Source organism: Rhodococcus sp. NPDC003322, from assembly GCF_053589555.1.
The window spans coordinates 196916-222188 of sequence record NZ_JBSFSC010000004.1 but is presented as its reverse complement, the minus strand read 5'-3'; the positions used below and the strand labels follow the sequence as shown (position 1 = coordinate 222188).

Below are 25273 nucleotides of genomic sequence, written 5' to 3'. Positions count from 1 at the left end.
CAGGGCTGACCGAGAACCAGAGCTACCGAGAACCGGAACGGACAACAGGGGTTTGACCATGGAGAAGTCCATCATCGTCGCAGGCGCCGGCCCCGTCGGCACCTGTCTCGCCATCGATGCCGCGATGCGCGGCGTCGAGGTCGTCGTTCTCGAATCCCGCGGGGCGGACGCTCCGCCGGACGCGAAATGCAATACCGTCGCCGCGCGCACCATGGAGACGTTCCGTCGTTTCGGGATCGCGGATCAGGTGCGGGCGGCCGGCCTGCCCGACGACTATCCGACCGACACCGTCTACACGACCAGCTTTGCGGGCCCCGAACTGACGCGGATCGTCATGCCGTCGCGCGCCGAGCGCACCCTCCCCGGATTCCACGACAGCGACTGGCCGACACCGGAGTCCATGGTGCGCGAGAGCCAGCTCTGGCTCGAGCCGATCCTGCGCGACAAGTTGACCTCGCTCCCCAATGTGCGCTTCCTGCCGCGCACCGAACTCGTCGGCTACCGCCAGGACGACGATGGAGTGACGGTCGAGTGCCGCGCCCTCGAGGAGGACCGCACCTTCGACCTTCGGGCCGCCTATCTCGCCGGTTGTGACGGCGGGTCGAGCCGGGTCCGTAAGGAGATGGGGGTGAAACTCGCCGGTGACGCCGAAATCGCTCGCACACGCACGAGTCTGGTGCGTTCGAAGGAGATCAAGGGACTGCTAGGCGACCGCCGCCCCGCGTGGATGAGCTGGGTGGTCAACGACAGGGTCCGCGGCAATGTCGTCGCGATCGACGGCGAGGAACTCTGGCTGGTCCATCGCGCCCTGCCCGCCGGCGAGGAGGATTTCGGCGCGCTCGACTCCGACCGGTCGATCCGCGATGTGCTGGGCGTGGGACCCGATTTCCCCTTCGAGGTTGTCCGTCACGAGGATTGGGTTGGCCGCCGGCTCGTCGCCGAACGATTCCGCGATCGCCGTGTGTTCATCGCCGGTGATGCCGCACACCTCTGGGTGCCCTTCGCGGGCTACGGCATGAATGCGGGTATCGCCGACGCGATGAACCTCTCCTGGCTGCTGTGCGCGGTCGCCAAGGGATGGGCCGACCCCGCCATCATCGATGCCTACGAGGCCGAACGCCTTCCGATCACCGACCAGGTCTCGCGTTTCGCCATGTCCAAGCTCGAGGAGAACGCCGCGGCGATGTCGGAGCGGTCGGCACCGAAGATCCTGAGCGCACCGAATCTCGTCGGGCGCCTGTTGCGCAGGCGCCTCGGCCGGAAGCTGTTCGCAATCAACTTCGCGCAGATGTCGCCCGAGGGCCTCAACTTCGGCTACTACTACGACAGTTCACCCATCATCGTCGGCGACGGCGAGCCCGCTCCGGTGTACGACATGGGTAAGCATGTCGCCTCGACCGTTCCGGGCTGCCGACTGCCGCACTTCCGGATCGGCACCGAGAGCATCCTCGATCTCCTCGGACCGGACTACACACTCATCCGCTTCGATCGCACCGTCGATGTCTCCGCGATCGAGGACGGCAGGCTGCCCGTGAAGGTCGTCGATGCCGAGCCGCTTCCGCATCCGGCCTTCCGGCACAAGCTGCTGATCGTCCGCGCCGACAGCCATGTCGCGTGGCGTGCGGATTCGCTTCCTGAGGACCTCGATCCGCTGGTGAACCGCCTACGGGGAAAGGTGGTCGCACACCTGTAATCAGCCCACGACCAGCCCCGATACTCTTGTCCCATGAGCGAGCAGCGATCCGTCAAGCCGAACAAGCGCGGGGCGCGCTCGCGGGAACTCGTGCTCGACACCGCCGAGCGGCTGATGGCCGAGCACGGCTACGAAGCCGTGTCGGTCTCGCAGCTCGTCAGCGAGGCCTCGATCCCCCTCAGTTCGATCTACCACTACTTCGGGTCGAAGGACGGGGTGCTGCTCGGGGTGATGGAACGCGGCGCGCGACGGTTCTTCGCCGCCATGCCCGATGTTGCCGCCATGCGCGCAGATCCGGGACTACCCGAGGATCCCGAGGCAAGACTTCGGGTCATGCTCGGCTCGCTGACCACTGAACTCGATCGCCAGCCCGACTTCCTGCGCCTGGTGACGGTGATGACGATGCAGCCGCCGACCGGCGAGGCCGAGCGGGCGCTCGAGGTGGTGCGCCGGGTGCGGGCGACCGCGATCGAATTGCTGTGCCGTGTCGGCTCCGTGGCGTTCGGGCTCGACGCCGACGATCCCGTAGCACTGACACTCTCGCGCTTCGCGCTGAGCACGATCGACGGCACCATCCTCGCCCAGCGGGCGGAGGGCATCGCGGCCGAGGAGATCCTGGCGCACCTCCCGACCGCGATCGTCGCCCTGCACGCGACGCTCACCGCCTGACGGGGACGGACCGCCGGAACCGCCCGGGCCGCGACGCGGTCCGGGCGGTAGTGGTCAGCGGGTACCGCTGAGCCCTCCGTCCACCGGGATCACCGTCCCGGTGAGGTAGGCACCGGCCCGCGACGACAGGAAGATCGCGGTGCCCGCGATGTCCTCCGGGGTGCCGATACGCCCCAGCGGGACGCTGCCCTCGACTGCCGACTTCAGCTCGGGGTCGTCGAGGACGAACGCCATCATCTTCGTCGGGAACGGTCCCGGCGCAACGGCGTTCACCGTGATGTGCTCGGCCGCGAGCGTCGCGGCCAGCTTCCGGGTGAGCATGTGCACCGCGGCCTTGGACGCCCCGTAGGAGAAGTTCTCCGTGCCCGAGACCACCAGTCCGTCGATCGACCCGACGTTGATCACCCGTGCCGGGTCGTCCGCGCTCGCCGCGGCCCGCAACTGGGGCAGCAACGCCTGCGTCAACGCGAACACCGACGTGACGTTGAGTCCGAGGATCTTGTCGAACCCGGAGGCGGGGAATTCGTCGACCGGCGCTCCCCAGGTGGCGCCCGCGTTGTTGACCAGCACGTCCACCCGGTCGAAGGTCCGCGCCACGAACGCGGCGAGGTCCGCCACGCCCTCCGCGGTACTCAGGTCCGCAGGATGGGCGACCACGTCGCCTGCCGCGGACAGCTCGGCGGCGGCCGACTCGCACGCATCGGCCTTGCGAGACGAGATGATCACCCGTGCACCGGCTTCGGCGAAGCCCTTCGCGATCATCAGGCCGATGCCGCGGGTGCCGCCGGTGACGACGACGGTCTTGCCGACGACATCGAACAGGCCGGTCATGATGCGACCGCTTCAGGCATGAGGACTCCGGTTCGTGTGGTGTGGTGACCTGATCACGGCTGGAAGACCAGGCGACCGACGGTGCTTCCGTCGCCGAGCCGCGCGACGCCGTCTGCGACGTCGGTGAGGGCCAGTCGCTCGCCGATCAGGGGCTTGAGCAGGCCCTCGTCGGCGAGCCGGGTCAGCTCGGTGTGGCAGTCGTCGATGATCGCCGGGTTCTTCGCCTGGTACAGGCCCCAGTGCAGGCCGACGATCGAGTAGTTCTTGATCAGCGCGTGGTTCAGGGCCGGTTGCGGGATGGTGCCGCCGGCGAACCCGATGACCACGATGCGGCCCTCGAAGGCGATGCACTTGGTCGAACCGGCGTAGGCGTCGCCGCCGACCGGGTCGAAGACGATGTCGGCGCCGTGGCCGCCGGTGAACTCCTTGACCGCCCCCACGAAGTCCTCGGAGCGCCGGTCGACAACCAGGTCCGCGCCGAGTTCCTTGGCATACCGGGCCTTCTCGGGCCCACCGACCACGCCGATCACCTTTGCACCGGCGGCCTTGCCGAGCTGCACGGCGGCGCTGCCCACGCCACCGGCGGCGGCGTGCACGAGCAGGTGGTCGCCTTCCACGATCCGGGTGCGGCGGTGCAGCGCGAACCACGCCGTCTGGTAACCGATGGTCAGGGCCGCGGCCTCGGCATCGTCGAGGGCCTGCGGCGCCGGGAACACGCAGGCCTGGTCCATCACCGCGGACTCGGCGAACGCGCCGCCCGGCAACGTCGCCGTACCGACCACGCGGTCGCCGACCGCGGCACGGGTGACGCCGGCGCCGACGGCCACGACCTCGCCGCACAACTCGACACCCGGCGTGAACGGCAGCGGTGGCTTGACCTGGTACTCGCCGCGGCACAGCAGCACGTCCGGGAAGTTCGCCGGAGCGGCGAGCACCTTCACCAGTACCTGGCCGTCACCGGCGGTCGGTTCGGCGACGTCCTCGAGCTTCAGGACGTCGCGTGGCTCGCCGAGTTCGTTGACGCGCCATGCCTTCATGATGTTTCTCCTGACGGGTGTGGGGGGTGGATCGAACCTACTCGGCGGAAAGCCGGATCGGCGCGGTCCGGGTCAGTCCCTCGGTCCGCCGGCGACGTAGATGACCTGACCGGACACGAATCCGGCGCCATCGCCGGCGAGGAAGGCGGCGGTGTTGGCGATGTCCTCCGGCTGTCCGACGCGGCCGACCGGGATCTCCGCGGCGGCGGCCCTCTTCATGTCCTCGAAGTCGACTCCCACCCGCGCGGCGGTGGCGGCGGTCATCTCGGTCTCGATGAAACCGGGAGCGATCGCGTTGGCGGTGACACCGTAGCGGCCCAGCTCGATCGCGAGGGTCTTGGTGAAGCCCTGCACACCTGCCTTCGCGGCCGAGTAGTTGGCCTGGCCCCGGTTGCCGAGCGCCGAGACGCTGGACAGGTTGACGATGCGGCCGAACTTGGCCTCCACCATGTACTTCTGCGCAGCACGGGTCATCAGGAACGCGCCGCGCAGGTGCACGTTCATCACCGAGTCCCAGTCCTCGACCGTCATCTTGAACAGCATGTTGTCCCGCGTGATGCCGGCGTTGTTGACCAGCACGGTCGGTGCCCCGAGTTCGGCGGCGACCCGCTCGACGGCGGCCTCGACCGACGCCTCGTCGGCAACGTTCGCGCCGACGGCCAGCGCCGTACCGCCCGCGGCCTCGATGGCGTCGACGGTGCCGACGCATGCGGACTCGTCGAGGTCGACCACCGCCACGGCAAAGCCGTCGGCAGCGAGCTTCGTGGCGACGGCGGCGCCGATACCCCGCGCGCCGCCGGTGACGATCGCGGTCCTACGTTCACTCATGTCGTGTCTCCTACGTGAAAATTGAGTGGGTGGATGTCGAAATGCTCTGGATGCCTGCCGCGTCAGCGATCTCGCGGGCCTTGTGCACGAGCGCGTCGATCCGCGCCACCGTCCCGAAGTCACCGAACCAGCGGGTCACGGCCGCCGGGTCGATCCCGACGACGTCCCGAGCAGGCTCAGACACCGTGCGACGCTCCGCTCCGGTACATCGCGGCGTTGCCGAGGCGCTGGCCGCCGTCGATCACCATGGTCTCCCCCGTGATCCACGACGCCGCGTCGGAGGCGAGGAATGCGCGTGCTCGCCCATCCACGCCTCGACGGCGAGGCCGGTCCACAGCAACGGCGCCCAGAGGTTGACGTCCATGGTCTTCGCGAACCGGCCGTGATCCTGCGCGATCATCGGGCCGAACGCCGGGTTGGTGCCCGCGTTGTTGACGAGAATGTCGATGCTGCCGAATCTTTCGACGGTCACCTCGATGCAGCGCCGCGCCTGGTCCTCCTCCACCGCGTGCGCGCCGACACCGATCGCAGTGCCGGTTATCCGCGCCGCGGCCTCGTCGGCCGCCTCCTGCTTCCTGGAGGTCAGCACGACGTTGGCACCGGCCGAGGCGAGGGCCTGCGCGGCCGCCAGGCCGATGCCGCGGGAGGCGCCGGTGACGATCGCCGTCTTGCCGCTCAGGTCCTGGTTCGTCATGGATCAGAAGCCTTCCGGGCGCAGGTCGCGGTACCGACGCAGTTCGCGGCGGGCGATGGCGCGCTTGTGCACCTCGTCGGGGCCGTCGGCCAGACGCAGGGTGCGCAGGTGTGCGTAGGCCATCGCGAGCGGGAAGTCGTCGGTGACGCCGCCGCCGCCGTGCACCTGGATGGCGCGGTCGACGATCTTCAGCGCGATGTTCGGGGCGGCGACCTTGATGGCGGCGATCTCGGTCTGTGCCTCCTTGTTGCCGACGGTGTCCATCAGGTGGGCGGCCTTGAGTGTGAGCAGCCGGATCATCTCGATGTCGATGCGCGCCTCGGCGATCCAGTCCTGGATGTTGGCGTTGTCGGCGACCGGCTTCCCGAAGGTGACCCGGGACTGCGCGCGCGTGCACATCAGTTCCAGGGCACGTTCGGCCATGCCGATGGCGCGCATGCAGTGGTGGATGCGGCCCGGACCGAGGCGGGCCTGGCTGATCGCGAAGCCCTCACCCTCGCCCTTGAGCACGTCCTTGGCCGGAACCCGGACGTCGGTGAAGTCGATCTCGGCGTGGCCCTCGCGGTCCTGGTAGCCGAAGACGGGCAGACCACGCATCACAGTGACGCCGGGGGCGTCGATCGGCACGACCATCATCGACTGCTGCCGGTGTGGCGCCGCGGTGGGATCGGTCTTGCCCATCACGATCATGACCTTGCAGTTCTGGTGCAGGGCGTTGGACGCGAACCACTTCCGGCCGTTGAGGACGTACTCGTCGCCGTCCTTGACCATCGACAGCTCGACGTTGGTCGCGTCGGAGCTGGCGACGGCCGGCTCGGTCATCGCGAACGCGGACGCCATGGTGCCGTCCAGGAGCGGCTTCAGGTACTTCTCCCTGTGCTCGTCGGTTCCGAAGAGTTCGAGGACCTCCATGTTGCCGGTGTCGGGTGCGTTGCAGTTGCACGCCTCGGACGCGAGGTGGCTGCGGCCCATGATCTCGGCGAGCGGCGCGTACTCGAGGTTGGTCAGGCCGGCCCCGGTGCCCGGGTGCGGGTGGAAGAGGTTCCACAGGCCCCGCTTCCGCGCCTCGGCCTTGAGTTCCTCCAGGATCGGCGGCTGGAAGTGCGGGTTGCGGGAGGCACGCATCTGCTCCTCGTACACGGCTTCGGCCGGGTAGACGTGCGTCTCCATGAATTCCAGCAGGTCCTTCTGCAGCTGCTGGGCGCGTTCCGAGATGTCGAACATGGACATGAGAACTCCTGAGGGGTGGGGCGGGAGGATTCGGGGTTCGGGCTCGCGGCCCTCCGTGAACCCCGATGTGGTCATCCCTGGTTCTGGAGGGAGGCCTGGTAGCGGCGCATGCCGCGCAGCCAGCGGTCGTAGTCGGCGCCCTTGTGCCGGTACATGTCCAGCACCTGGGGGTGCGGCAGGATCAGGAAGCGCTCCTCGTCGATGGCGGCGAGGGTGTCGGCGGCCACCTGGGCGGGTTCGAGCACGTCGCCCGCAGAAGTGACGGCCTTCGCGGCGGTCGCGGCAAGGCCGTCGGCGGCGTCCTCGTCGGGGAACAGGAGCTTGGTGTTGACGCCCTGCGGGCACAGGCAGCTGACCTTCACGCCCTGATCTCCGTAGGTGACGCTGAGCCATTCGGCGAAGCCGATGGCGGCATGCTTGGTGACGGCATAGGCGGCCGCACCGATCTGGGTCAGCAGTCCCGCCGCGGAGGCGGTACTGACGAAGTAGCCCTCGCCGCGCTCGACCCAGCCCGGCACCAGCTGCTGGGCGGCACGGATGTGGGCACGCAGGTTGATGTCGAGCGCCAGGTCCCAGGCGGCCTCGTCGGCGTCGAGCCCGGGCGCGCCGGTGATACCCGCGTTCGCGAAGTACAGGTCGACCGGACCGAACTCCTTCTCCGCCAACGCGATCAGTCCGCGGATGGCCTCGGCGTCGGCGACATCGACTCCCGCCGCGACCGCGGCACCCGAATGGTGGGCGTTGATCCCGTCCGCGACCCGAGCCGCGGCGGCACCGTCGAGGTCCGCAACGACGACGCGTGCCCCCGAGGCGGCGAGCGCCTGCGCGATCGCGCCACCGATCCCCCCGCCGCCACCGGTGACGACGGCAACCCTGCCTGCAACCTTCACTGACGTGCCCCGCTTTCGTTTCGCTGATGAGGACGCGACCGACCGATGGACGTGATCCAGATCTCCCTCTCTGTATAATTGAATCCGGCGTCAGGTTCAAGCCCGGGTCGGGGCCCCGGCCCGGCGGCCACACGACGTCCCGAATGCAAACAAGCGACTTCCAGGGAGAAACATGGACACCACCACCGTTCCCGTCCGCCCGAGCACGGCCGCCGATCTGGCCGCACTCGTCGGCAGGGAGCTCGGCCCGACCGAGTGGTACGAGGTCACCCAGGAGCGCGTCAACGCGTTCGCGGACGCGACCGGCGACCATCAGTGGATCCACGTCGACCCGGAGAAGGCCGCGGCGAGCCCGCTCGGCGGCACCATCGCGCACGGCCTGTTCAGCCTCTCACTCGGCCCGTACCTGTCGAGCCGGCTGCTCGCGTTCGACGGATTCACCCACGGCCTGAACTACGGCTACAACAAGGTTCGCTTCCCGGCCCCGGTGCCGGTGGGCTCGCGGATTCGCATGCGCGTCACCGTCGTGTCCGCCGACGAGGTTCCCGGCGGGATCCAGGTCACCACCAGCCAGGTGGTCGAGCGCGAGGGCTCCGACAAGCCGGTGATGGTCGCCGAGTCCATCGCCCGCGTCGCTGCCGCGTCCTGACCGACACCCGGCCTCCCCGGCCGCGCCTTCGACTCAGTCGCGCCCGGGGAACCGCAGGGCGTTCGCCCACAGTCTCGTCACGGTGAACACCAACCCCTCGAGGTCGTATGCACCACCGTCCGCAGCCTCCCCTGACACGAACACCTCGTACGCCAGCCGGCTCACCATCCCGGAGAGCGCCCGGGAGGCCGTCATCGGGTCGATCCCGGGATCGGCGATCGAACGCTCCTGCAGATCCGCGATGCCCCGCGCGTTGCGGGCGATGAACGCCTCGGCGCGGTCGGTCCGGAACCGCCGGAACCCGGGATCGACGTGCGCGACCTGCTCCATCAGACCCATCAGCCTGGCGTTGCGCCGGTATGCCGTGAGATACGCCCGGTTGCTCGCCTCGAGCACCGCGTAGGGATCGTCGGTGTCACGAACCCGCCCCATACCCGGGTGCATCATGTCCTGCCGCGCCTCGTCGAGCACTGCGGCGAAGATCTCCTCCCTGCCGGAGAAGTAGGTGTAGAAGGTGCCGGTCGCGCAGCCCGCCTCCTTCGTGATGTCCGTCAACCGGGCGTCCAGGTAGCCGTCCCGCTCGAACACAGCCCGCGCGGCGGCGACGAGCGCGGCCCGCGTCCGAGCACCGCGCCGGGTGGCGGGCGGTTCCCGCAGCTGCGGCGCCGACCCCGGACGGTCGCCGCGATCCCCTTCGGGTGCAGTCGTCTCCACCCCCTGGTTATACATGAAACCGACGTCAAGTTTGACTTGAGTTCCTGGCCAACTCCGCATCGACGCCGCCATCGGGCATGTGGCCGGATGGAGCTCTCGAGACCCCGATGAACCCCGGCCGTTCCGGATGCCCGCCCGCCGCACTTTTTCCATACCGGGCGCCCGGTTGTTTTCCAGTTTCACAGGCTGGGCTGCCCGACCCTGGGTAGCCTTCCCCTCAAAGATCGAGAGACGATCCGGCCTTGCTCTCCGGGCAGTCGCGACACGAAGTTCCCAGCACTGATCGATCTCACCATTGTCCCTGCGCCCGAACGGACTTGACGATGACAACGGTCGACGCCGCCACGGTCGCACTCGCATCCGAGGCACTGCACATCGCACCCGAGGCAACCTCCCTGTACCTGGCGGTCACGGAATGGGGCGAGGTCCCCGCCTGGGACACGATGCTGGTCGTCGCCGTCGGCACCCATGGCGCCCTGGACGCGTTCGAACTCGATGCCAACACAATCGCGACGTTCGCCGCCACCCACCCACCGAACGGCGCCTGCACCATCGTCGTCGACATCGACCTTCTCGCCGCGGTCTTCCACAACGCAGCGAGTTCGTAGACCGGGGCCCGGCGCCCGCGTGGGCGAGGACGGTCGCCGTATCGATCGGAACCCACGCGGCGGACTCGAGGCGGTGTCCGAGTGAGCTCCTCAGGCGAGAGCGCCTGCGCGACCCGCTTTCTCGCTACGAGGCCCGGTCGTCGATGGAAATGCGCAGGGCGTTGACCCACAGCCGGGTCGCGGTTGCGGTGAGCTCGCCGAGGTCGACCTTCCGGCCCTCGCTCATCGAATCGCCGGTCACGAAGTACCCGAACGCGAGGCGGCTGATCATCCCGGACAGCGCACGCGAAGCGAGCAGCGGATCCAGTTCCGCGTCCGCCATTCCTCGCTTCTGCAGTGCCTCGATGCTGCGGGCGTTGCGGAACACGAAGGCATCCGCTCGCCGCTGCCGCAGCTTCCGGAACTCCGGGTCGATGCTGGCGACCTGCTCGAGCAGTGCCATCAGTTTGGCGTTGCGCCTGTACGCCTCGAAGTACGCGCGGTTGCTCGCCTCGATGATCGCGGCCGGGTCGTCGTCGGCAGCGACGTGCGGCATGCCGGGGTGCATCATGTCCTCTTGCGCCAGCTCCAGCACCGCCGCGAAGATCTCCTCCTTGCTGGAGAAGTAGGTGTAGAAGGAGCCGGCCGAGCACTTCGCTTCCTTGGTGATGTCGATCAGCCGGGTGTCGAGGTAGCCCGCCCGCTCGAACACGGTGCGCGCGGCGGCGATCAGGGCCGACCGGGTGCGCAGACCACGCTCGGTGGCGGGGAGTTCACGGAGCAGCGCGGAGTTCGCCATCGACGGCGGCGCGTCCTCGTGTGCTTCCTTTGCTGCGGGTCGTGACATGGACACCTTTATAGCAACGCCGCGACCAGCGGCATTTCATCCACCCGTCGGTGCGCCTACCCGCCCGACCGGCACCCGAGCGTGCTGCGTGGCGATCACCGTCGGCGTCCGCGCCCCGGGGAGGCTCAGGTCACCGAGGGATCCGGCGCCGGCGGCCGACAGGGAAATCCGGATGCGAACCGCCCGCGCGTGGTCCACGATGATGGGCGCCCGCAAGAGAGTCCCCAGTCGAGTGACAGTGAGGCCCGCCCACGACACCCCAGTCCCCCACCCCGGCCGATGTCGTCGCGACCCTGCGCGCCGCGGGGTGCGTGTTCGCCGAGGACGAGGCACGCCTGCTACTCGACGCCGCGCACGACAGCAAGCACCTGACGGCGATGGTCGACGACCGTGTGTCGGGGCGTCCGCTCGAGCAGATCCTCGGCTGGGCCGAGTTCTACGGCCTGCGGATCGTGCTCGAACCGGGCGTCTTCGTGCCTCGTCGTCGCACCGAGTTCCTGGTGCGCCAGGCCGCCCCCCTGCTGGCTCCCACCGGTTCCGTGGTGGTGGACCTGTGCTGCGGGTCGGGGGCGGTGGCCGCGGCGCTCGCATCGACCTCCAGGCCGATCATCCTGCACGCCAGCGACATCGATCCCGCCGCGGTGCGGTGCACGCAGCGCAACATCGCACCCGCCGCGGTGCACCACGGGGACCTGTACGAGGCGCTGCCGACGAGCCTGCGCGGGCGCGTCGACCTGCTGGCCGTGAACGCACCCTATGTGCCGTCCGACGCCATCGCGACGATGCCCCCGGAGGCGCGGCTACACGAACCACACACCGCCCTCGACGGCGGCGTCGACGGCGTCGAGATCCACCGACGGGTGGCCGCGGGCGCACCGGAATGGCTGGCACCGGGCGGGCACCTCCTGATCGAGACCAGTGAGCATCAGGCCGACCTGACCGCCGCCGCCTGCGCACAGGTCGGTCTCGCCCCACGGGTGACGCACTGCGCCGACTCGGGCGCAACCGTCGTGATCGCGCAGGCGCCCGCCGAGAACTCCCGACAACCCGCGTAGCCCGGATGCCGCGCCGGGTTCCGATCGTCCGGCCGCAGGCACCGCGTCGAACCGGCGACGGGCACCGCGAGATGATTCACGGGTGGAACCCCTGATCGAACGGGCGGACTTCGACGACGAGAGCCTCGCGGCCTTTCTGCAGGCTCACCTGGACGACATCGCTCCCACCGCACCGGCGTCGAGCCAACACGCGCTGGATCCGACCGAACTCATGCATCCGTCCATCCGGCTCTGGGTCGTCCGACATCGCGGCAGGGTCTCCGCCACCGGCGCTCTCGCCCGGCTCGGCGCGGACCACGAGGAGCTCAAGAGCATGCGGACCGCACCCGAACTCCCCTCTTCGCGCTGCTGCGCGTGAGCGGCGCGTACCGCGGCAGGGGTTACGCTGCGGCGGTGACCATTTCACTGTGCGTGCTGCTGTGGGCCTGTCCCGGCGAGGACGAGGGGCTCGTCGCATACGAGGATCGGGTGCTCGAACTCGTCGCCGAGCACGGCGGCCGGGTGTTGCAGCGCGCCCGCACCGACGGCACCGACGACCAGCCGCTCGAGATCCAGCTGTTCACGTTCGAGTCCCAGGCGGCGCTGGACGGATACATGAACGACGAACGCAGGCTCGCGCTTGCCGGCGAACGAGACCGGGTCGTGGCGCGGACCGAGATGATGCGGGTCACGCTCGCCTGACACCGGGCACCGATCCCCCGCTTCGGCACCTGCCCTGGAGAAACCCTCAGATGTGATCTCTCTGTTGCCATCTCGTGCCTTGACCCGGCCTCAACGCGCACCGACCATCAGACAATGACGGGTGATGACGAACCACTGCAGATCGACCGCGTCGTCGAGCGCCTGATCACCCGGCACCCGTCCCTCACACCCACGGACGTCGAGGCCGTCGTGCGCCGAATTCACGCGCGATTCGCCGACAGCAGGATTCGCGACTTCGTTCCACTCCTCGTCGAGAAGGCCGCCCGCCGCGAGCTCGAGACCGGACCGCCTGTGGTGATGGCGCCGACGGTGGTGGCGCCGACGTCGGATCCGCCGCCCCGATCGATGACCTCCGTGCCCGGCCCGGTGGTCATGCCGGAGGTCGACCCACCAGTGCCCGTGACCGGCGCGGTGTCACTCCCAGCGACGGCGCAGGCCGTCTGAGCGGCCGCGAGTCCTCGGCACCAATCCTTCTGTCGCCGAGTACGGCTCGTACTTGCAGAGTCTCGACACCGCCGAACCTCGACACCGCCGGATCCCGACACCGAAAGCGCCCCGCAACGATTGAGAGGGTGGACCATGAGGGATGTGAACGGCACGGTCCCCGGCGCCCCGGGCAGCAGTGACGGCGGAAGTCATCGCGCCGCCGATCATGAGGGCGGTGATTCGACCAAGGCGATGACCGTGCGCGGTGCCGCGTTCCTGGGCGTCGGTTCGATGGTCGGGGCAGGCATCTTCGCGCTCCTCGGTGAGGCGGGCGCGGTGGCGGGCTCGGCGGTGTGGGTCTCGTTCCTGGTCGCGGGGATCGTGGCCACACTGCAGGGCTATGCGGTGGCGAAGCTCGGCGCGCGGTATCCGTCCCGCGGCGGCATCGTGACGTTCCTGCTCCAGGCATACGGCCGCGGCCACACCACCGCCATCGCCTCGTGGTTGCTCTACTTCGCGGCCGTCATCGTCACCGCCATGGTCGCCGTGTCGTTCGGCAGTTACGGTGCCGCACTGTTCTTCGACGACTCGCCGGTGTGGAGCAGGATCCTCACCGGCGCCGTGGTTGTGGCCGTGGCGGCGGTCAACATCGTCGGCACGACGCTGATCGACCGGGTCCAGACCGCGATCGTCGTGGTTCTCCTGACCGTGTTCGCGGTCTTCGTCGTCGTCACCCTGGCGCAGATCGAGCCCGATCTGCTCGCGCGGTCGACCTATCCCCCGGTGGTCGACATCATCTCGAGCGTGGCGCTGACGTTCTTCGCCTACCTCGGCTTCACCGTGGTCAGCTTCACCGGCGGGGACCTCCCGGATCCGAGCCGCAACCTGCCGCGCGCGATGTACCTGGCGCTGGGCATCACCATCGCCCTCTACATCCTGATCTCGGTCGGGGTCTTCGGCACGCTGACGGTGGACGAGGTGATCGCCAACGGCGACACCGCCCTTGCCGTTGCCGCCAAGCCGACACTCGGGGACGCCGGCTTCGCGATCATGGCGTTCGCGGCGCTGCTGGCCACCTCGTCGTCGGCGAACGCGAACCTCTACGCGGCTGTCGGTTCGACCGCGAAGCTGGCGGAGGCCGGCTCGTTCCCGCCGGTGTTCGGCAAACGCGCCAGAATCGGTGGCACGGTCGGGCTGACCATCACGGCGGTACTGATCCTGCTCCTCGCCCTGTTCGTCGACCTCACCGCGATCGCCTCGCTCGGCAGCGTTGTCGCATTGGCGATCTTCCTGGTGACCTCGATCGGCGCGTTTCGGCTGAGGAAGGAGATCCGGGCCCGTACCTCGATCCTCGTCGCCGGCATCGCGTTGACCGCCATCGTGCTCGCCGTGTTCGCGGTGCAAACCCTGCGGACCGCTCCGGAGACGTTCGCCGGGATGGTGGCGATCCTGGTACTGGCCGTCGTCCTCGAATTGAGCTGGAGCCGTGTACGCGCCCGCCGTACCCGATAAATCCGTTGCCCGTCCCAGCCCGCAGTCGTAGCGTCGGTGGGGACTGCACCCGTTCGATCGAAAGAAGCGTTCTTCGTCATGCTGCCCGTCACCGAGGCCGACATCCGGGCGTCGTTCGTCAACTGCTCGAAGGGCGACGCCAAGCGCCTGTCCGTACCGAAGGATCTCGCCGGACGTCCCTGGGAGGACCTGGACTTTCTCGGCTGGAGCGACCCGACCCTGCGGGGGCGCTGCTACATCGTGGTCCCCCGGGACGACGAGCTGGACGGGGTCGCGTTCCGCTACGAAACCGGAGGAACCGGCAAGGCCCAGATGTGCGCGATCTGCAAGACCACGCACACCGGCGGCGGCGTCTCACTGATGACCGCGCAGAAGGCAGGCGAGTCCGGCCGGCGGGGCAACACCATCGGCATCTACATGTGCACCGACCTCGCGTGCTCGCTGTACGCACGAAACAAGCGGCGGCCCTCGGCCGGCAACCGGTACCGCGAGACCCTGACGCTCGACGAGAAGGTGCAGCGCGTCCGCGACAACATCACCTCGTTCGTCGCGGGCCTGCAGAACTGACCCCCGGATGCACCCGGGCCCGGGCGGTGCGTGTTGCACCGCCCGGGCCCGGGTGACAGACGGTGTCAGGCGTTGACGAGTTCGCCTGCGGCCGCGACGAGGCCGGAGACGACGGCGGCGACCTGTCCGGCGACCTCGGCGTTCTCGCTGGGGTGCTTGTCACCGAACTTGTCGATGGTTCCACCGATGGAGATGGAGGCGTCCTCCAGGACGGAGCCGCCGGCGATCTTGACGGCCTTGCGGGTGTCCTCGTGGGCCCACTGCGCGGCGTTGCCGGACGGCGAGGCACTGATGACGGCGACCGGCTTGTCCTTGACGGCACCGGCGCCGTAGGGGCGGGAGATCCAGTCGATGGCGTTCTTCAGCACGGCCGGGATGGTGCCGTTGTACTCCGGGGTGACGAGCAGCAGGGCGTCGGCCTCACCGGCAGCGGCACGCAGCGCCTCGACGGCGGCGGGGGCGCCGGCGGCGTCGAGGTCCTCGTTGTAGAACGGCACGTCGCCCAGGCCCTCGTAGATCGTCACCTCGGCACCCTCGGGGGCACCCTTGACGGCGGTCTCGGCGAGCTGGCGGTTGACGGACGCGGCGCGGAGGCTGCCGACGAGGGCGAGAACACGGGTCTGAGACATGGGGGCAAATCCTTCACAGGGATACGTCGGGCTGGGTTCGTGGGCTGGTTCGATCCAGTACGCCAACCTTAACCGGACCACGGTCCGGTTGTATTCCCGGCGGGGTAGCATCGCGACGTGCAATCCACTCCCGTCCCGATGGCGCAGCCGCACGAGGCCGAGCGCTGCGACGCCGCCCGCAACCGGGCGTTGTTGCTGGACGCGGCCGCATTGCTCGTCGCCGAACGCGGTGCCGACGCCGTCACCATGGACGCCGTCGCCGCCCGGGCCGGTGTGGGGAAGGGCACAGTGTTCCGCCGCTTCGGCAGCCGGTCCGGGCTGATGCACGCCCTGCTCGACCACACCGAGACCGAACTCCAGCAGGCGTTCATGTTCGGTCCCCCGCCGCTCGGCCCCGGCGCGGAACCCCTCGACCGGCTCATCGCCTTCGGCCGGGCCCGTCTGTCCATGGTCGAGGTCCAGGGCGACGTGTTGCGCGCCGTCGAGACCTCCCCCGAACTGCGCTTCGGGGGACCGGCCCGGCACGTGAGCCTGACGCATGTGGCCACCCTGCTCCGCCAGGCGGGAACCGCAGGCGACGTGCCACTGCTGGCGCACAGCCTGCTCGCGCCGCTCGAAGCCTCGCTGGTCCTGCACCTGATCCGCGACCTGGGCATGTCGATCGACCGCATCGCCGACGCCTGGGAGGACCTGGCGCGCCGGGTTACGTCGACCTGAGCCGAATCGGCGGATTCGGACACTACCCTGCAGGCCATGCGCACCCTCCGAATCGTGGGCCTCGTGGCGCTGACCGCCGCCGCCCTCTCCGCCTGCTCGAACTCCAGTTCCGCGTCCCCGGCGTCGCCGCAGGCCGACCTGCTCGGCCGCACGTTCGTCTCGACCACGGTCGTGGGCACCCAGATTCCCGGTGGCGGACCACTGACCGTGTCGTTCGCGGCACCGGACCGGCTGGCCGGGACCGCAGGCTGCAACCGCGCCACCGGGACCGCCGACTTCTCGGGCGGCCGGATCACCACCGGCCCGCTGGCCACCACGATGATGGCCTGCGTCGGCGAGCGCGGCGCCTCCGACGTGTGGCTGGCGGACTTCTTCGCCGCGAGCCCCGAGTGGGACGTCGACGGTGACACCCTGCACCTGCGCACCGACGCGTCGGCGGTGACCCTGCTCGACAAGAAGGTCGCGCAGCCGGACCGGCCGCTGACCGGCACCACGTGGGTCGTCGACTCGACGATCAGCCCGACGGCGATCACGTCGTCGCGGGCGATCGAGGAGTCCTCGCCGATACTGCAGATCGCGGAGGACGGCACCGTCACCGGGTCGACCGGATGCAATGCGATGACGGGCAGCGCGCAGGTCGCCGGTGACACCGTGACGTTCGGTCCGCTGGGCACCACCCGCATGATGTGTCCCCCGGAGGTCATGGAGGTCGAGCAGGCCGTCCTCACCGCGCTCGACGGCACCACCACCGTGACGATCGACTCGGACCGGATGCGCCTGATGAACACCAACGGCCACGGACTCGGCCTGCACGCCCAGTAGCCGCGCCGGCTCGCCGACTCAGTAGTGGTCGGCGAGCCAGGCGCCGAGGATCCGGGCGCTGGCGTCCACCCGAGCCGGCCAGTCCATCGCCGACTCGTCGGCCTGGTCGCTGACGTGCTTGACCAGCCGGCACTGCGCGCCCATCCGGGTGCAGGCGGCCGCGACCGCGAAACCCTCCATGTCGACCAGGTCGGCGCGCTGCGACAACTCGTCGCGCAGCACCGGGTCGGATACGAACACGTCCCCGGTGGCGAGCACCGACCCGTCCCCGTTCTCCAGCGAAATCCGTTCCTGCGCCGGGTAACCCAGCGTCCGCAGCACCTCGGCACTGAGGTCGTGGTTGAGGACCTCGGACGGCACGTAGAGCCCGGCATGGTGCCCGTGCAGCGCGCCCGCGGTGCCGATGTTCACGACCGTCGGCCGGGCGCCGGCCGAGCGCAGAGCGAGCGCCTCGGTGACCGCGATCGCCGCGTCCACCTTCCCGATGCCGGTGACGAGCACCTCGAACCGGGACGGGACGTGGGCGGCCTCGGCGAGGGTGGCGGAGACGACGAGGACTGGGAGATCGGTCACCCGGGGAACAGTAGCCTTCGCACAAGGGCGGGCCCTTTACTAGAGTCACCGCATGGCCACACTACGTGCTCGAATCCTGGAGGAACTCGGCGCGAAGCCGACGATCGACCCCGCCGCCGAGGTGCGGGAGCGGGTCGATTTCCTCAAGGCGTACCTGCGATCGACGCCCGCGAAGGGCTTCGTCCTCGGCATCAGCGGCGGCCAGGACAGCACCCTGGCCGGCCGGCTGTGCCAGCTCGCCGCCGAGGAGTTGCGCGCCGAAGGCCACGACGCCGAATTCGTCGCCGTCCGACTGCCGTACGGGGTACAGGCCGACGAGCACGACGCACAGATCGCGCTGAAGTTCATCCAGCCGGACCGGTCGATCACCGTGAACATCAAGCCGGGTGCGGACGCCGCGGCCACCGAGAGCGCCGCGGGCCTCGCCGAGATCCTCGGGCACATCGGCGAACTGCGGGACTACGTGCGCGGCAACGTCAAGGCCCGCGAACGGATGGTCGTCCAGTACGCGATCGCCGGCGAGCTCGGACACCTGGTGGTCGGCACCGACCACGCCGCCGAGGCGATCACCGGCTTCTTCACCAAGTACGGCGACGGCGGCGTCGACGTCACCCCGCTCACCGGCCTGTCGAAGCGTCAGGGTGCGGCGCTGCTGCAGCACCTCGGCGCGCCGGAGACCAGTTGGCGGAAGGTGCCCACGGCCGATCTCGAGGACGACCGGCCTGCGCTGCCGGACGAGGAGGCGCTGGGCCTGCGGTACAGCGAGATCGACGACTACCTCGAGGGCCGCACCGTCACTCCGCGGGTGGCGGAGAAGCTCGAGACGATGTACCTGAACACGCGGCACAAGCGGAACGTGCCGGTCTCCCCGCTCGACGACTGGTGGAAGTGACGTAATGAGCACCGTGCTGGTCGCGGGCGGCACCGGGACCGCGGGTTCGGCGGCGGTCGCGGAGCTCGCCGCCCGTGGCCACACCGTGCGGGTGCTCAGCCGCCACGCGCCGGCCGATCTGCCCGCAGGCGCGCGGCACACACCCGGCGACCTGATGACCGGTGCGGGTCTGGCCGAGGCGCTGACCGGGGTCGACGTGCTCGTCAGCGCCGTCGACGGACGCACCAAGGCCACCCGGCCGGTGTTCACCGACGGCGCCCGCACGCTGATCGCCGCGGCCCGGGACGCCGGGGTCCGGCGGGTGGTGCTGCTGTCCATCGTCGGCGTCGACCGGTTGTCGTTCTCCTACTACGAGGCGCTGGCGGAGCAGGAACGAATCCACGCGGCGTCCGGGCTGGACACCACGATCGTGCGGTGCACCCAGTTCCACACCCTGCTGCGCGCGGTGTTCGCGACCACCGCGCGGTTCGGTGTGCTGCCTGCGGTGCGGGGGGCACGATTCCAGCCGATCGCACCCGCCGAGGTGGGGCGGGCGCTCGCCGACGCCGCGCTCGCCGAGACGCCCGCCGAACGGGTCGAGGCCGGCGGACCCGAGGTGGCGTCGATGCGGGAGCTCGCGCGGACCTGGAAGCGGGTCACCGGCTCACGCGCGGTGGTACTGCAGCTGCCGATCCCGGGCGCGTCCGGCCGCTTCCTCCGGGAGGGCCGCAACCTGACGCCCGAGAACCGTTACGGCACGATCACTTTCGAGCGCTGGCTGACCGAACAGCGCTGACCCACCGGGGAACCGGTCAGCCGCCGGCGAACGGCGGCAACACGTCGACCTGCGCGGCCGCCGGGATGTCGAGGTCGCGGGTCAGCTCGTCGCCCTGCAGGAACGCCGCCACACCCAGCACCCGTTCCATCGCCGCACCGTGCCGGTCGACGAGCGCGGACCGCAGGTGGCCGAGGGTCGCGCCGGCGGCGAGCGGAAGCTCCTCCTGCGCACATCCCGCGGCGTCCGCGGCCGCCGCGAAGTACCGCACCGTCACCGTCGACACACCTGTCGCAACAGCTGTTGATTCAGCCACCGATCGCCCCCATGCTCCGTTTCGGCGGCTCGAAGCCCGCCGCGTTGATGCCGTGCCCGGCCCACTTGTCCCACATCGCGCCGCGCCACAACCCGGCGAGCTCTTCGTCGGTCGCCCCGGACCGCATGGCGTCCCGCAGGTCGATCTCGGTGTCGCTGAACAGACACGACCGCACGGTGCCCTCGGCGGTGAGCCGGGTGCGGTCACAGTCGGCGCAGAAGTTGCGGGTGACCGAGGCGATGATGCCGACCGTCGCGGGCCCGCCGTCGACGAGCCACTCCTCCGCCGGCGCGGACGGGTCCTCGCGCCCGGCCTCGGTGAGGTCGAACCGCTCGCCGAGCACGTCCAGCAGGTGCCGCGCATCGACCATCGCCGACCGCGCCCACGCGTGGTCGGCGTCGAGCGGCATCTCCTCGATGAACCGCAGATGCGCACCCTCGTCCAGACACCACTGCAGCAGATCTGCTGCACCGCCGAGCGTTTCGGGCATCAGGACCGCGTTGATCTTCAGCGGCGTCAGCCCGGCGCGGGCCGCGGCCCGGATCCCCGCCAGTACCGAGGGCAACCGGTCACGGCGGGTCAGTTCCGCGAAGTGGGCACGGTCGACGGTGTCGAGGGAGATGTTGACCCGGGTCAGCCCGGCGTCGGCGAGCGCGGCCGCCCGATGCTCCAGTCCGACGGCGTTGGTGGTCATCGACAGCGGCGTGCCCGGCACGGCGCGGGCGCAGCCGCCGATGATGTCCTCGAGGTCGCGGCGCATCAGCGGCTCGCCGCCGGTGAACCGCACCTCCCGCACCCCCAGATCGCGGACCGCGATCCGGACGAGTCGCACGATCTCGTCGGCCGAGAGCAACCGGCTCTGCGGGATCACCGGCAGCCCCTCCGCGGGCATGCAGTACGTGCAGCGCAACGAGCACTTCTCGGTGATGGACACGCGCAGGTCGCGGGCGACGCGGCCGAACCGGTCCACCAGTTCCGGAATGTCCGGTCGGTCCGTGCTGTCCGACCCGGTTCGCACGCGCGGCAACCCGATCTCAACCGGCCTGGCGGTCGCAGTCATCGGGTCGTCACCTCTGTCACGTCACCAGTATGACCACTGGTCGCCACAATGCACCCGGTGCGGGCATGCTTAGGATTGGTCGCCGAGCCGCAGGGAGGGCCATGACCAGCAGATCCGTGGACGAGCACGCACACCGGGTGCGACTACTGCTCGACCGCGCCCTGACATCCGCCAGCGAACACGTTCCGGTGCCCGACGCGCTCGGGCGGGTGCTCGGCGCCGATCTCCACGCGCCGATCGACCTGCCACTGTTCCGGAACTCGCAGATGGACGGCTTCGCGGTCGCCGCGCAGTCGGTTCGGGAGACCCCGGTGACGCTGCCGATCGCGGCGACGGTCGCGGCCGGCGATCCGGGGGTGGACCGGCTCGCGCCCGGTACCGCGGTGAAGATCATGACCGGAGCCCCGCTCCCCGACGGCGCCGATTGCGTGGTCCCGGTCGAGGACACCGACGCCGACGGCGACCGGGTCTGCATCCTGGTGCCCCGTCGTGCCGGTGAGTTCGTCCGCGACCGCGGCAGCGACGTCCGCACCGGCGACCTGTTGCTCTCCGCCGGTGTGGCACTGACCGCCCGGCACCTGGCCATGCTCGCCGCCGTGGGTCTGGCGAAGGTACCGGTGCGCAGGCGTCCGCGGTTCGCGGTGATCGCGACGGGTGCCGAACTGGTCCCGGCGGGAACCCCGCTGGGACCGGGTCAGATCCACGACTCGAACTCGATCGCCCTGGCCGCGAGCGTGGTCGCGAACGGCGGCGACGCGACGTACGTGGACCGCAGCACCGACAGTCCGGACCAGTTCCGGGAGATCCTGGGCCGGGCAGTCGAACTCGCGGACGTCGTGCTGACGTCGGGCGGTGTGTCGATGGGCGACTTCGAGGTGGTGCGCGAGGTGCTCACCCCGCTCGGCGGCTGGTTCGGGCACGTGGCGATGCAGCCGGGCGGCCCGCAGGGGCTGACCGAGGTGGACGGCGTCCCGGTGCTGAGCTTCCCCGGCAACCCGGTCAGCACCCTGGTCTCGTTCGAGGTGTTCGCCCGGGCGGAACTGCGCCGTGCGGCCGGGCTCGCACCTCTGCCCGCGGACCACGCCAAGCTCACCGGCCCGGTGAAATCGCCTCCGGGCAAACGGCAGTTCCTGCGCGGCCGCCGGGTTCCCGACGGCGTGACACTGGAGTCGGGGCCGGGCTCACACCTGGTCGCGGCCCTGGCCAGGGCCGATGTACTTCTCGACATTCCGGAGGACGTGACGACGATGCAGGCGGGAGACGACGTGCGGGTGTGGGAGCTGTGAGCGGAGACCTGACTCACCTCGACGGTGAGGGCCGGGCCCGGATGGTCGACGTCGGTGCAAAGGCGGTGACCACCCGGATCGCGGTCGCCGCGGGCGAATTGGAGACCACCGCCGAGGTGATCGCGCTGGTGCGCGCCGACGACATGCCCAAGGCCGACGTGCTGGCCACTGCCCGCATCGCCGGGATCGCCGGGGCGAAGCGGACCTCCGAACTGATCCCGCTCTGCCACCAGATCTCGCTGTCATCGGTGAAGGTCGAGTTCGGATTCACCGACACCACCATCACCATCGAGGCGCGGGCCAAGACCACCGGGCAGACCGGGGTCGAGATGGAGGCGCTGACCGCGGTCGCGGTGGCCGGGTTGACGCTGCACGACATGGTCAAGGCCGTCGACCCCGCGGCGGTGCTGAACGGGGTGCGGCTGCTGACCAAGTCCGGCGGCAAGCGCGGCAACTGGGTGCGCGACCAGGTTGCCGAGGTCTCGGAACCGGAGGCCGCCTCCCCCGGAGCGCGGTCCGCGGTTGTCCTGGTCGCGTCCACCGGCGGCGCCGCCGGCACCCGGGAGGACACCACTGGACCGGTGCTGGCGTCCTGGCTGGAGAGTCTGGGCTTCTCGGTTCGCGGACCGCTGGTGTACGCGGACGCCGACATCGCCGCGGGATTCGCCGAGGCCCTCACCGGCGGCCCGTCCCTGGTCGTGAGCACCGGCGGCACCGGTGCCTCCCCCACCGACCGCACCCCGGAGGCGACCGCCGCCGTCCTCGACCGCGAACTGCCCGGGGTCGCGGAGGCCATGCGCCGCAAGGGAACCGAGAAGACCGTGCACGCCTCGCTGAGCCGTGGCCTGGTCGGGCTGTCCGGCCGGACCGTGGTGGTGAACCTCCCCGGTTCGCCGGGCGGGGTACGGGACGGAATCGCCGTGCTGGAGCCGATTCTCGATCACCTGCTTGCGCAGGTGTCCGGTGGAGGGATGCATGATGCGTGACCTGCTGGCGGCCGTCTCGGCCGAACCGATCGACCCCGCCGCGGTGGACGCCGCGGTCGCCGGGCCCGAACACGGCGCGGTGGTCCTGTTCACCGGTGTCGTGCGCAACCACGATGGCGGGCAGTCGGTTTCCGCGCTCGAGTACTCGGCGCACCCCGACGCCGAGAAGTTCCTGCGCCGCTGCTGCGAGCAGGTGTCCGCGGAGTCCGGCCTTCCGGTCGCCGCCGTCCACCGCGTCGGACCACTGACAGTCGGGGACCTCGCGCTGGTCGCCGCCGTGGCGGCCCCGCACCGCGCCGAGGCCTTCGCCGCCTGTGCCCTGCTCGTCGAACGGATCAAGTCCGAGGTGCCGATCTGGAAGCGGCAGCACTTCGCCGATGGCGTCACCGAGTGGGTGGGGCTGTAACCGGCTCGTCGGCGACCGTCGCCGACCACGCCTGCAAGCCGGGCTGCACCAGTCGCGCGAACCGCCGGTAACCGTCGGGCACCGGGTGGGCGCCGGCCCCCCACCCGGTGTGACCCGGGCAACGGCGGCGTACCTGGGCGGTCGGCTATGCTGGTCCCACTCGGCGCGAGCTTCACGGCGCCAGCCGTCGTGGAACGGTTTTCACGTGCCCAGCACGAACTCTTCTTACGGCGATCGATTTTGCCCACCGGCAATCTCGCCACACTTGTGCTGCTCTTGCGCGTGGATCTTCGGGTTCTTTCGTGCTGCGCGGTGCAACCCGATGCCCGAAAGGCACTCGACAACCCATGACCGCGTCCTTCGCCGAACTCGGCGTGCCCGCTCCCCTCGTGACGGCGCTCGCCGCCAACGGGATCACCGCCCCCTTCCCCATCCAGGTCGACACCCTCCCCGACACGCTCACCGGCCGCGACGTGCTCGGCCGCGGCAAGACCGGCAGCGGCAAGACCCTCGCGTTCTCGATCCCGATGGTCGCGCGACTGTCCGGCGATCTCGCCGGCAGGCGTCGCCCGAACCAGCCGCGCGGGCTGATCCTCGCGCCGACCCGCGAACTGGCCACGCAGATCACCGCCACCCTGCAGCCACTCGTCGACGCCGCCGGCCTGAAGGTCACCACTGTCTTCGGTGGCGTCTCCCAGCACCGTCAGGTCAAGGCGCTCGAGTCCGGCGTCGACATCGTCGTCGCCTGCCCGGGACGCCTCGAGGACCTGATGAAGCAGCGACTGGTGTTCCTCGACACCGTCTCGATCACCGTGCTCGACGAGGCCGACCACATGGCAGATCTCGGCTTCCTGCCGGGCGTGACCCGGATCCTCAAGTCCACGCCGGATTCCGGTCAGCGCCTGCTGTTCTCGGCCACCCTCGACAACGGCGTCGACATCCTGGTCAAGAAGTTCCTGCACAACCAGGTGCTGCACTCCGTCGACGAGGCCAACTCCCCCGTCGCCGCGATGACCCATCACGTCTTCGACGTCTCCGGTGCCGCGGACAAGAAGGATCTCGTGCACAAGCTCGCGTCCGGTACCGGTCGCCGAATCCTGTTCATGCGCACCAAGCATCAGGCCCGCAAGCTCGCCAAGCAGCTCACCGAGGCCGGTATCCCGTCGGTGGATCTGCACGGGAACCTGTCCCAGAACGCCCGCGACCGGAACCTGGCTGCATTCTCGTCCGGTGAGGCCCGGGTGCTCGTGGCCACCGACGTCGCCGCGCGCGGTGTGCACGTCGATGACGTCGAACTGGTCGTGCACGTCGACCCGCCCGCCGAGCACAAGGCGTACCTCCACCGTTCGGGTCGCACCGCCCGCGCCGGCAGCGCCGGCGACGTGGTCACCGTCGTACTGCCCGAGCAGCGCAAGGATCTCGTGCAGTTGATGCGCAAGGCCAAGATCACCGTCACGCCGCAGCAGGTGACCGCCAACTCCCCCGCCGTCACCGAACTCGTCGGCGAGATCGCGCCGCACGTCGTGCCGGCCCCGAAGCCGACGACGCAGCCTTCCGGTCAGGGCGGCGGGCGCCGCAGCGGAGGCCAGCGCGGCGGCGGACAGCGGCGCGGCACCACCGAGGCCGGCACCCGGGGTTCCGGTCGCGGTCAGGGTGAGGGCCGCGGAGGCGCGCAGGGTCGGGGACGCGGCGGCCAGGGCGCAGCGGCCGGAAACCGCGGTGGCTCGGACACTTCCGGCACGCGCGGCCGTCGCGGCGGCGGCGGTGGCCGCGGCCAGGGGGCGGCCGGACAGCGGTCGACCACCGTCTACAGCAGCGAGACGCCGCGTTCCGGCGGCGCCGATCAGGGCGGCGGCAGCAACCAGCGTCGCCGGCGCGCCACCCGGCCCTGACACGATGAC

29 protein-coding genes and 2 pseudogenes are annotated in these 25273 nt (G+C 70.1%); 18 read left to right on the top strand and 13 right to left on the bottom strand.

From position 1 onward, the window contains the following. The first annotated feature begins 58 nt into the window (after positions 1 to 58). A complete protein-coding gene (locus ACWDUM_RS17265) occupies positions 59 to 1693 on the top strand; it encodes an FAD-dependent monooxygenase (RefSeq protein ID WP_450134903.1) in 1635 nt (544 codons plus the stop codon). A 33-nt stretch (positions 1694 to 1726) separates the two neighbouring features. Further along, complete coding sequence (locus tag ACWDUM_RS17260) at positions 1727 to 2362, top strand: TetR/AcrR family transcriptional regulator (RefSeq protein ID WP_450134902.1); 636 nt, start codon at positions 1727 to 1729, stop codon at positions 2360 to 2362. A 54-nt stretch (positions 2363 to 2416) separates the two neighbouring features. Here the strand turns inward: ACWDUM_RS17260 and ACWDUM_RS17255 are convergent, their stop codons facing one another. The 7 genes and pseudogenes from ACWDUM_RS17255 to ACWDUM_RS17225 form a co-directional block, all read right to left on the bottom strand. Next, positions 2417 to 3193: an SDR family oxidoreductase gene (locus ACWDUM_RS17255; RefSeq protein WP_450134901.1), complete on the bottom strand. Its 777-nt coding sequence runs from the start codon at positions 3191 to 3193 to the stop codon at positions 2417 to 2419. 53 nt (positions 3194 to 3246) lie between these two features. After that, positions 3247 to 4230, bottom strand: coding sequence for an NADPH:quinone oxidoreductase family protein (locus ACWDUM_RS17250; protein WP_450134900.1), 984 nt, complete (start codon positions 4228 to 4230; stop codon positions 3247 to 3249). 72 nt (positions 4231 to 4302) lie between these two features. Beyond that, complete coding sequence (gene fabG, locus ACWDUM_RS17245; protein WP_450134899.1) at positions 4303 to 5058, bottom strand: 3-oxoacyl-ACP reductase FabG; 756 nt, start codon at positions 5056 to 5058, stop codon at positions 4303 to 4305. Positions 5059 to 5068: 10 nt separating this feature from the next. Continuing rightward, positions 5069 to 5242 (bottom strand): hypothetical protein, encoded by a 174-nt coding sequence (locus ACWDUM_RS17240; protein ID WP_450134898.1) that lies wholly within the window; start codon positions 5240 to 5242, stop codon positions 5069 to 5071. Continuing rightward, positions 5235 to 5752, bottom strand: a pseudogene (locus ACWDUM_RS17235) (SDR family oxidoreductase). Before ACWDUM_RS17235 ends, ACWDUM_RS17240 begins: the two are co-directional and overlap by 8 nt. A gap of 3 nt (positions 5753 to 5755) precedes the next feature. Beyond that, positions 5756 to 6982 (bottom strand): acyl-CoA dehydrogenase family protein, encoded by a 1227-nt coding sequence (locus ACWDUM_RS17230; RefSeq protein WP_450134897.1) that lies wholly within the window; start codon positions 6980 to 6982, stop codon positions 5756 to 5758. Positions 6983 to 7053: 71 nt separating this feature from the next. Next, positions 7054 to 7872 (bottom strand): SDR family oxidoreductase, encoded by an 819-nt coding sequence (locus ACWDUM_RS17225; protein WP_450134896.1) that lies wholly within the window; start codon positions 7870 to 7872, stop codon positions 7054 to 7056. A 172-nt stretch (positions 7873 to 8044) separates the two neighbouring features. Here ACWDUM_RS17225 and ACWDUM_RS17220 point away from each other — a divergent pair, with 172 nt between their 5' ends. Next, positions 8045 to 8521, top strand: a complete 477-nt coding sequence (locus ACWDUM_RS17220; RefSeq protein ID WP_450134895.1) for a MaoC family dehydratase — start codon at positions 8045 to 8047, stop codon at positions 8519 to 8521. 33 nt (positions 8522 to 8554) lie between these two features. Here ACWDUM_RS17220 and ACWDUM_RS17215 read toward each other — a convergent pair whose 3' ends face one another. Continuing rightward, complete coding sequence (locus ACWDUM_RS17215; RefSeq protein ID WP_450134894.1) at positions 8555 to 9235, bottom strand: TetR/AcrR family transcriptional regulator; 681 nt, start codon at positions 9233 to 9235, stop codon at positions 8555 to 8557. Positions 9236 to 9558: 323 nt separating this feature from the next. Here ACWDUM_RS17215 and ACWDUM_RS17210 point away from each other — a divergent pair, with 323 nt between their 5' ends. Continuing rightward, a complete protein-coding gene (locus ACWDUM_RS17210; protein ID WP_450134893.1) occupies positions 9559 to 9843 on the top strand; it encodes a hypothetical protein in 285 nt (94 codons plus the stop codon). Positions 9844 to 9967: 124 nt separating this feature from the next. Here ACWDUM_RS17210 and ACWDUM_RS17205 read toward each other — a convergent pair whose 3' ends face one another. After that, positions 9968 to 10669 (bottom strand): TetR/AcrR family transcriptional regulator, encoded by a 702-nt coding sequence (locus tag ACWDUM_RS17205; protein WP_450134892.1) that lies wholly within the window; start codon positions 10667 to 10669, stop codon positions 9968 to 9970. A gap of 293 nt (positions 10670 to 10962) precedes the next feature. Between ACWDUM_RS17205 and ACWDUM_RS17200 the strand changes: the two genes are divergently transcribed. The 6 genes and pseudogenes from ACWDUM_RS17200 to ACWDUM_RS17175 all read left to right on the top strand — a co-directional run bounded on the left by ACWDUM_RS17200 (position 10963) and on the right by ACWDUM_RS17175 (position 14931). Next, the gene (locus ACWDUM_RS17200) at positions 10963 to 11724 is read left to right on the top strand and encodes a putative protein N(5)-glutamine methyltransferase (protein ID WP_450135197.1); all 762 of its coding nucleotides are present in this window, start codon (positions 10963 to 10965) and stop codon (positions 11722 to 11724) included. 82 nt (positions 11725 to 11806) lie between these two features. Then, entirely contained in the window at positions 11807 to 12082 is a 276-nt protein-coding gene (locus ACWDUM_RS17195) for a hypothetical protein (RefSeq protein ID WP_450134891.1), read from the top strand. Positions 12083 to 12117: 35 nt separating this feature from the next. After that, positions 12118 to 12405, top strand: coding sequence for a hypothetical protein (locus tag ACWDUM_RS17190; RefSeq protein ID WP_450134890.1), 288 nt, complete (start codon positions 12118 to 12120; stop codon positions 12403 to 12405). A gap of 114 nt (positions 12406 to 12519) precedes the next feature. Beyond that, a pseudogene (locus ACWDUM_RS17185) lies at positions 12520 to 12702 on the top strand (three-helix bundle dimerization domain-containing protein); the annotation flags it as partial. A 303-nt stretch (positions 12703 to 13005) separates the two neighbouring features. Then, positions 13006 to 14364, top strand: a complete 1359-nt coding sequence (locus tag ACWDUM_RS17180; RefSeq protein WP_450134889.1) for an APC family permease — start codon at positions 13006 to 13008, stop codon at positions 14362 to 14364. A gap of 78 nt (positions 14365 to 14442) precedes the next feature. Further along, the gene (locus ACWDUM_RS17175) at positions 14443 to 14931 is read left to right on the top strand and encodes an FBP domain-containing protein (RefSeq protein ID WP_450112667.1); all 489 of its coding nucleotides are present in this window, start codon (positions 14443 to 14445) and stop codon (positions 14929 to 14931) included. Positions 14932 to 14996: 65 nt separating this feature from the next. Here the strand turns inward: ACWDUM_RS17175 and ACWDUM_RS17170 are convergent, their stop codons facing one another. Next, on the bottom strand, positions 14997 to 15560 hold the full coding sequence (locus tag ACWDUM_RS17170) for an NAD(P)H-dependent oxidoreductase (protein WP_450112666.1): 564 nt from the start codon (positions 15558 to 15560) through the stop codon (positions 14997 to 14999). Positions 15561 to 15698: 138 nt separating this feature from the next. On the opposite strand from ACWDUM_RS17170, the gene ACWDUM_RS17165 reads away from it, so the two are divergent. Then, positions 15699 to 16277: a TetR/AcrR family transcriptional regulator gene (locus tag ACWDUM_RS17165; RefSeq protein WP_450135196.1), complete on the top strand. Its 579-nt coding sequence runs from the start codon at positions 15699 to 15701 to the stop codon at positions 16275 to 16277. A gap of 36 nt (positions 16278 to 16313) precedes the next feature. Then, positions 16314 to 17099: an META domain-containing protein gene (locus tag ACWDUM_RS17160; protein WP_450134888.1), complete on the top strand. Its 786-nt coding sequence runs from the start codon at positions 16314 to 16316 to the stop codon at positions 17097 to 17099. Between the two features lie 18 nt (positions 17100 to 17117). Here ACWDUM_RS17160 and ACWDUM_RS17155 read toward each other — a convergent pair whose 3' ends face one another. Then, positions 17118 to 17672, bottom strand: coding sequence for a nucleosidase (locus tag ACWDUM_RS17155; protein WP_450134887.1), 555 nt, complete (start codon positions 17670 to 17672; stop codon positions 17118 to 17120). A gap of 52 nt (positions 17673 to 17724) precedes the next feature. On the opposite strand from ACWDUM_RS17155, the gene nadE reads away from it, so the two are divergent. Continuing rightward, positions 17725 to 18564, top strand: a complete 840-nt coding sequence (gene nadE / locus ACWDUM_RS17150) for an ammonia-dependent NAD(+) synthetase (protein ID WP_450134886.1) — start codon at positions 17725 to 17727, stop codon at positions 18562 to 18564. Positions 18565 to 18568: 4 nt separating this feature from the next. Next, positions 18569 to 19339 carry an SDR family oxidoreductase gene (locus tag ACWDUM_RS17145; protein ID WP_450134885.1) on the top strand — a complete coding sequence of 257 codons (771 nt, stop codon included), beginning with the start codon at positions 18569 to 18571 and terminating at the stop codon, positions 19337 to 19339. 16 nt (positions 19340 to 19355) lie between these two features. Here the strand turns inward: ACWDUM_RS17145 and ACWDUM_RS17140 are convergent, their stop codons facing one another. Next, positions 19356 to 19595 (bottom strand): MoaD/ThiS family protein, encoded by a 240-nt coding sequence (locus ACWDUM_RS17140; protein WP_450134884.1) that lies wholly within the window; start codon positions 19593 to 19595, stop codon positions 19356 to 19358. 31 nt (positions 19596 to 19626) lie between these two features. Next, a complete protein-coding gene (gene moaA / locus ACWDUM_RS17135; RefSeq protein ID WP_450134883.1) occupies positions 19627 to 20694 on the bottom strand; it encodes a GTP 3',8-cyclase MoaA in 1068 nt (355 codons plus the stop codon). A 101-nt stretch (positions 20695 to 20795) separates the two neighbouring features. On the opposite strand from moaA, the gene ACWDUM_RS17130 reads away from it, so the two are divergent. The 4 genes from ACWDUM_RS17130 (at position 20796) to ACWDUM_RS17115 (ending at position 25264) form a co-directional block, all read left to right on the top strand. Continuing rightward, positions 20796 to 21980 carry a molybdopterin molybdotransferase MoeA gene (locus ACWDUM_RS17130; RefSeq protein WP_450134882.1) on the top strand — a complete coding sequence of 395 codons (1185 nt, stop codon included), beginning with the start codon at positions 20796 to 20798 and terminating at the stop codon, positions 21978 to 21980. 41 nt (positions 21981 to 22021) lie between these two features. After that, positions 22022 to 22966: a bifunctional molybdenum cofactor biosynthesis protein MoaC/MoaB gene (gene moaCB, locus ACWDUM_RS17125; RefSeq protein WP_450135195.1), complete on the top strand. Its 945-nt coding sequence runs from the start codon at positions 22022 to 22024 to the stop codon at positions 22964 to 22966. Further along, positions 22959 to 23372 (top strand): molybdenum cofactor biosynthesis protein MoaE, encoded by a 414-nt coding sequence (locus ACWDUM_RS17120; RefSeq protein ID WP_450112852.1) that lies wholly within the window; start codon positions 22959 to 22961, stop codon positions 23370 to 23372. The genes moaCB and ACWDUM_RS17120 overlap by 8 nt, the downstream gene beginning before the upstream one ends. Positions 23373 to 23719: 347 nt before the next feature. Continuing rightward, positions 23720 to 25264 (top strand): DEAD/DEAH box helicase, encoded by a 1545-nt coding sequence (locus ACWDUM_RS17115; protein ID WP_450134881.1) that lies wholly within the window; start codon positions 23720 to 23722, stop codon positions 25262 to 25264. Positions 25265 to 25273: the final 9 nt, after the last annotated feature.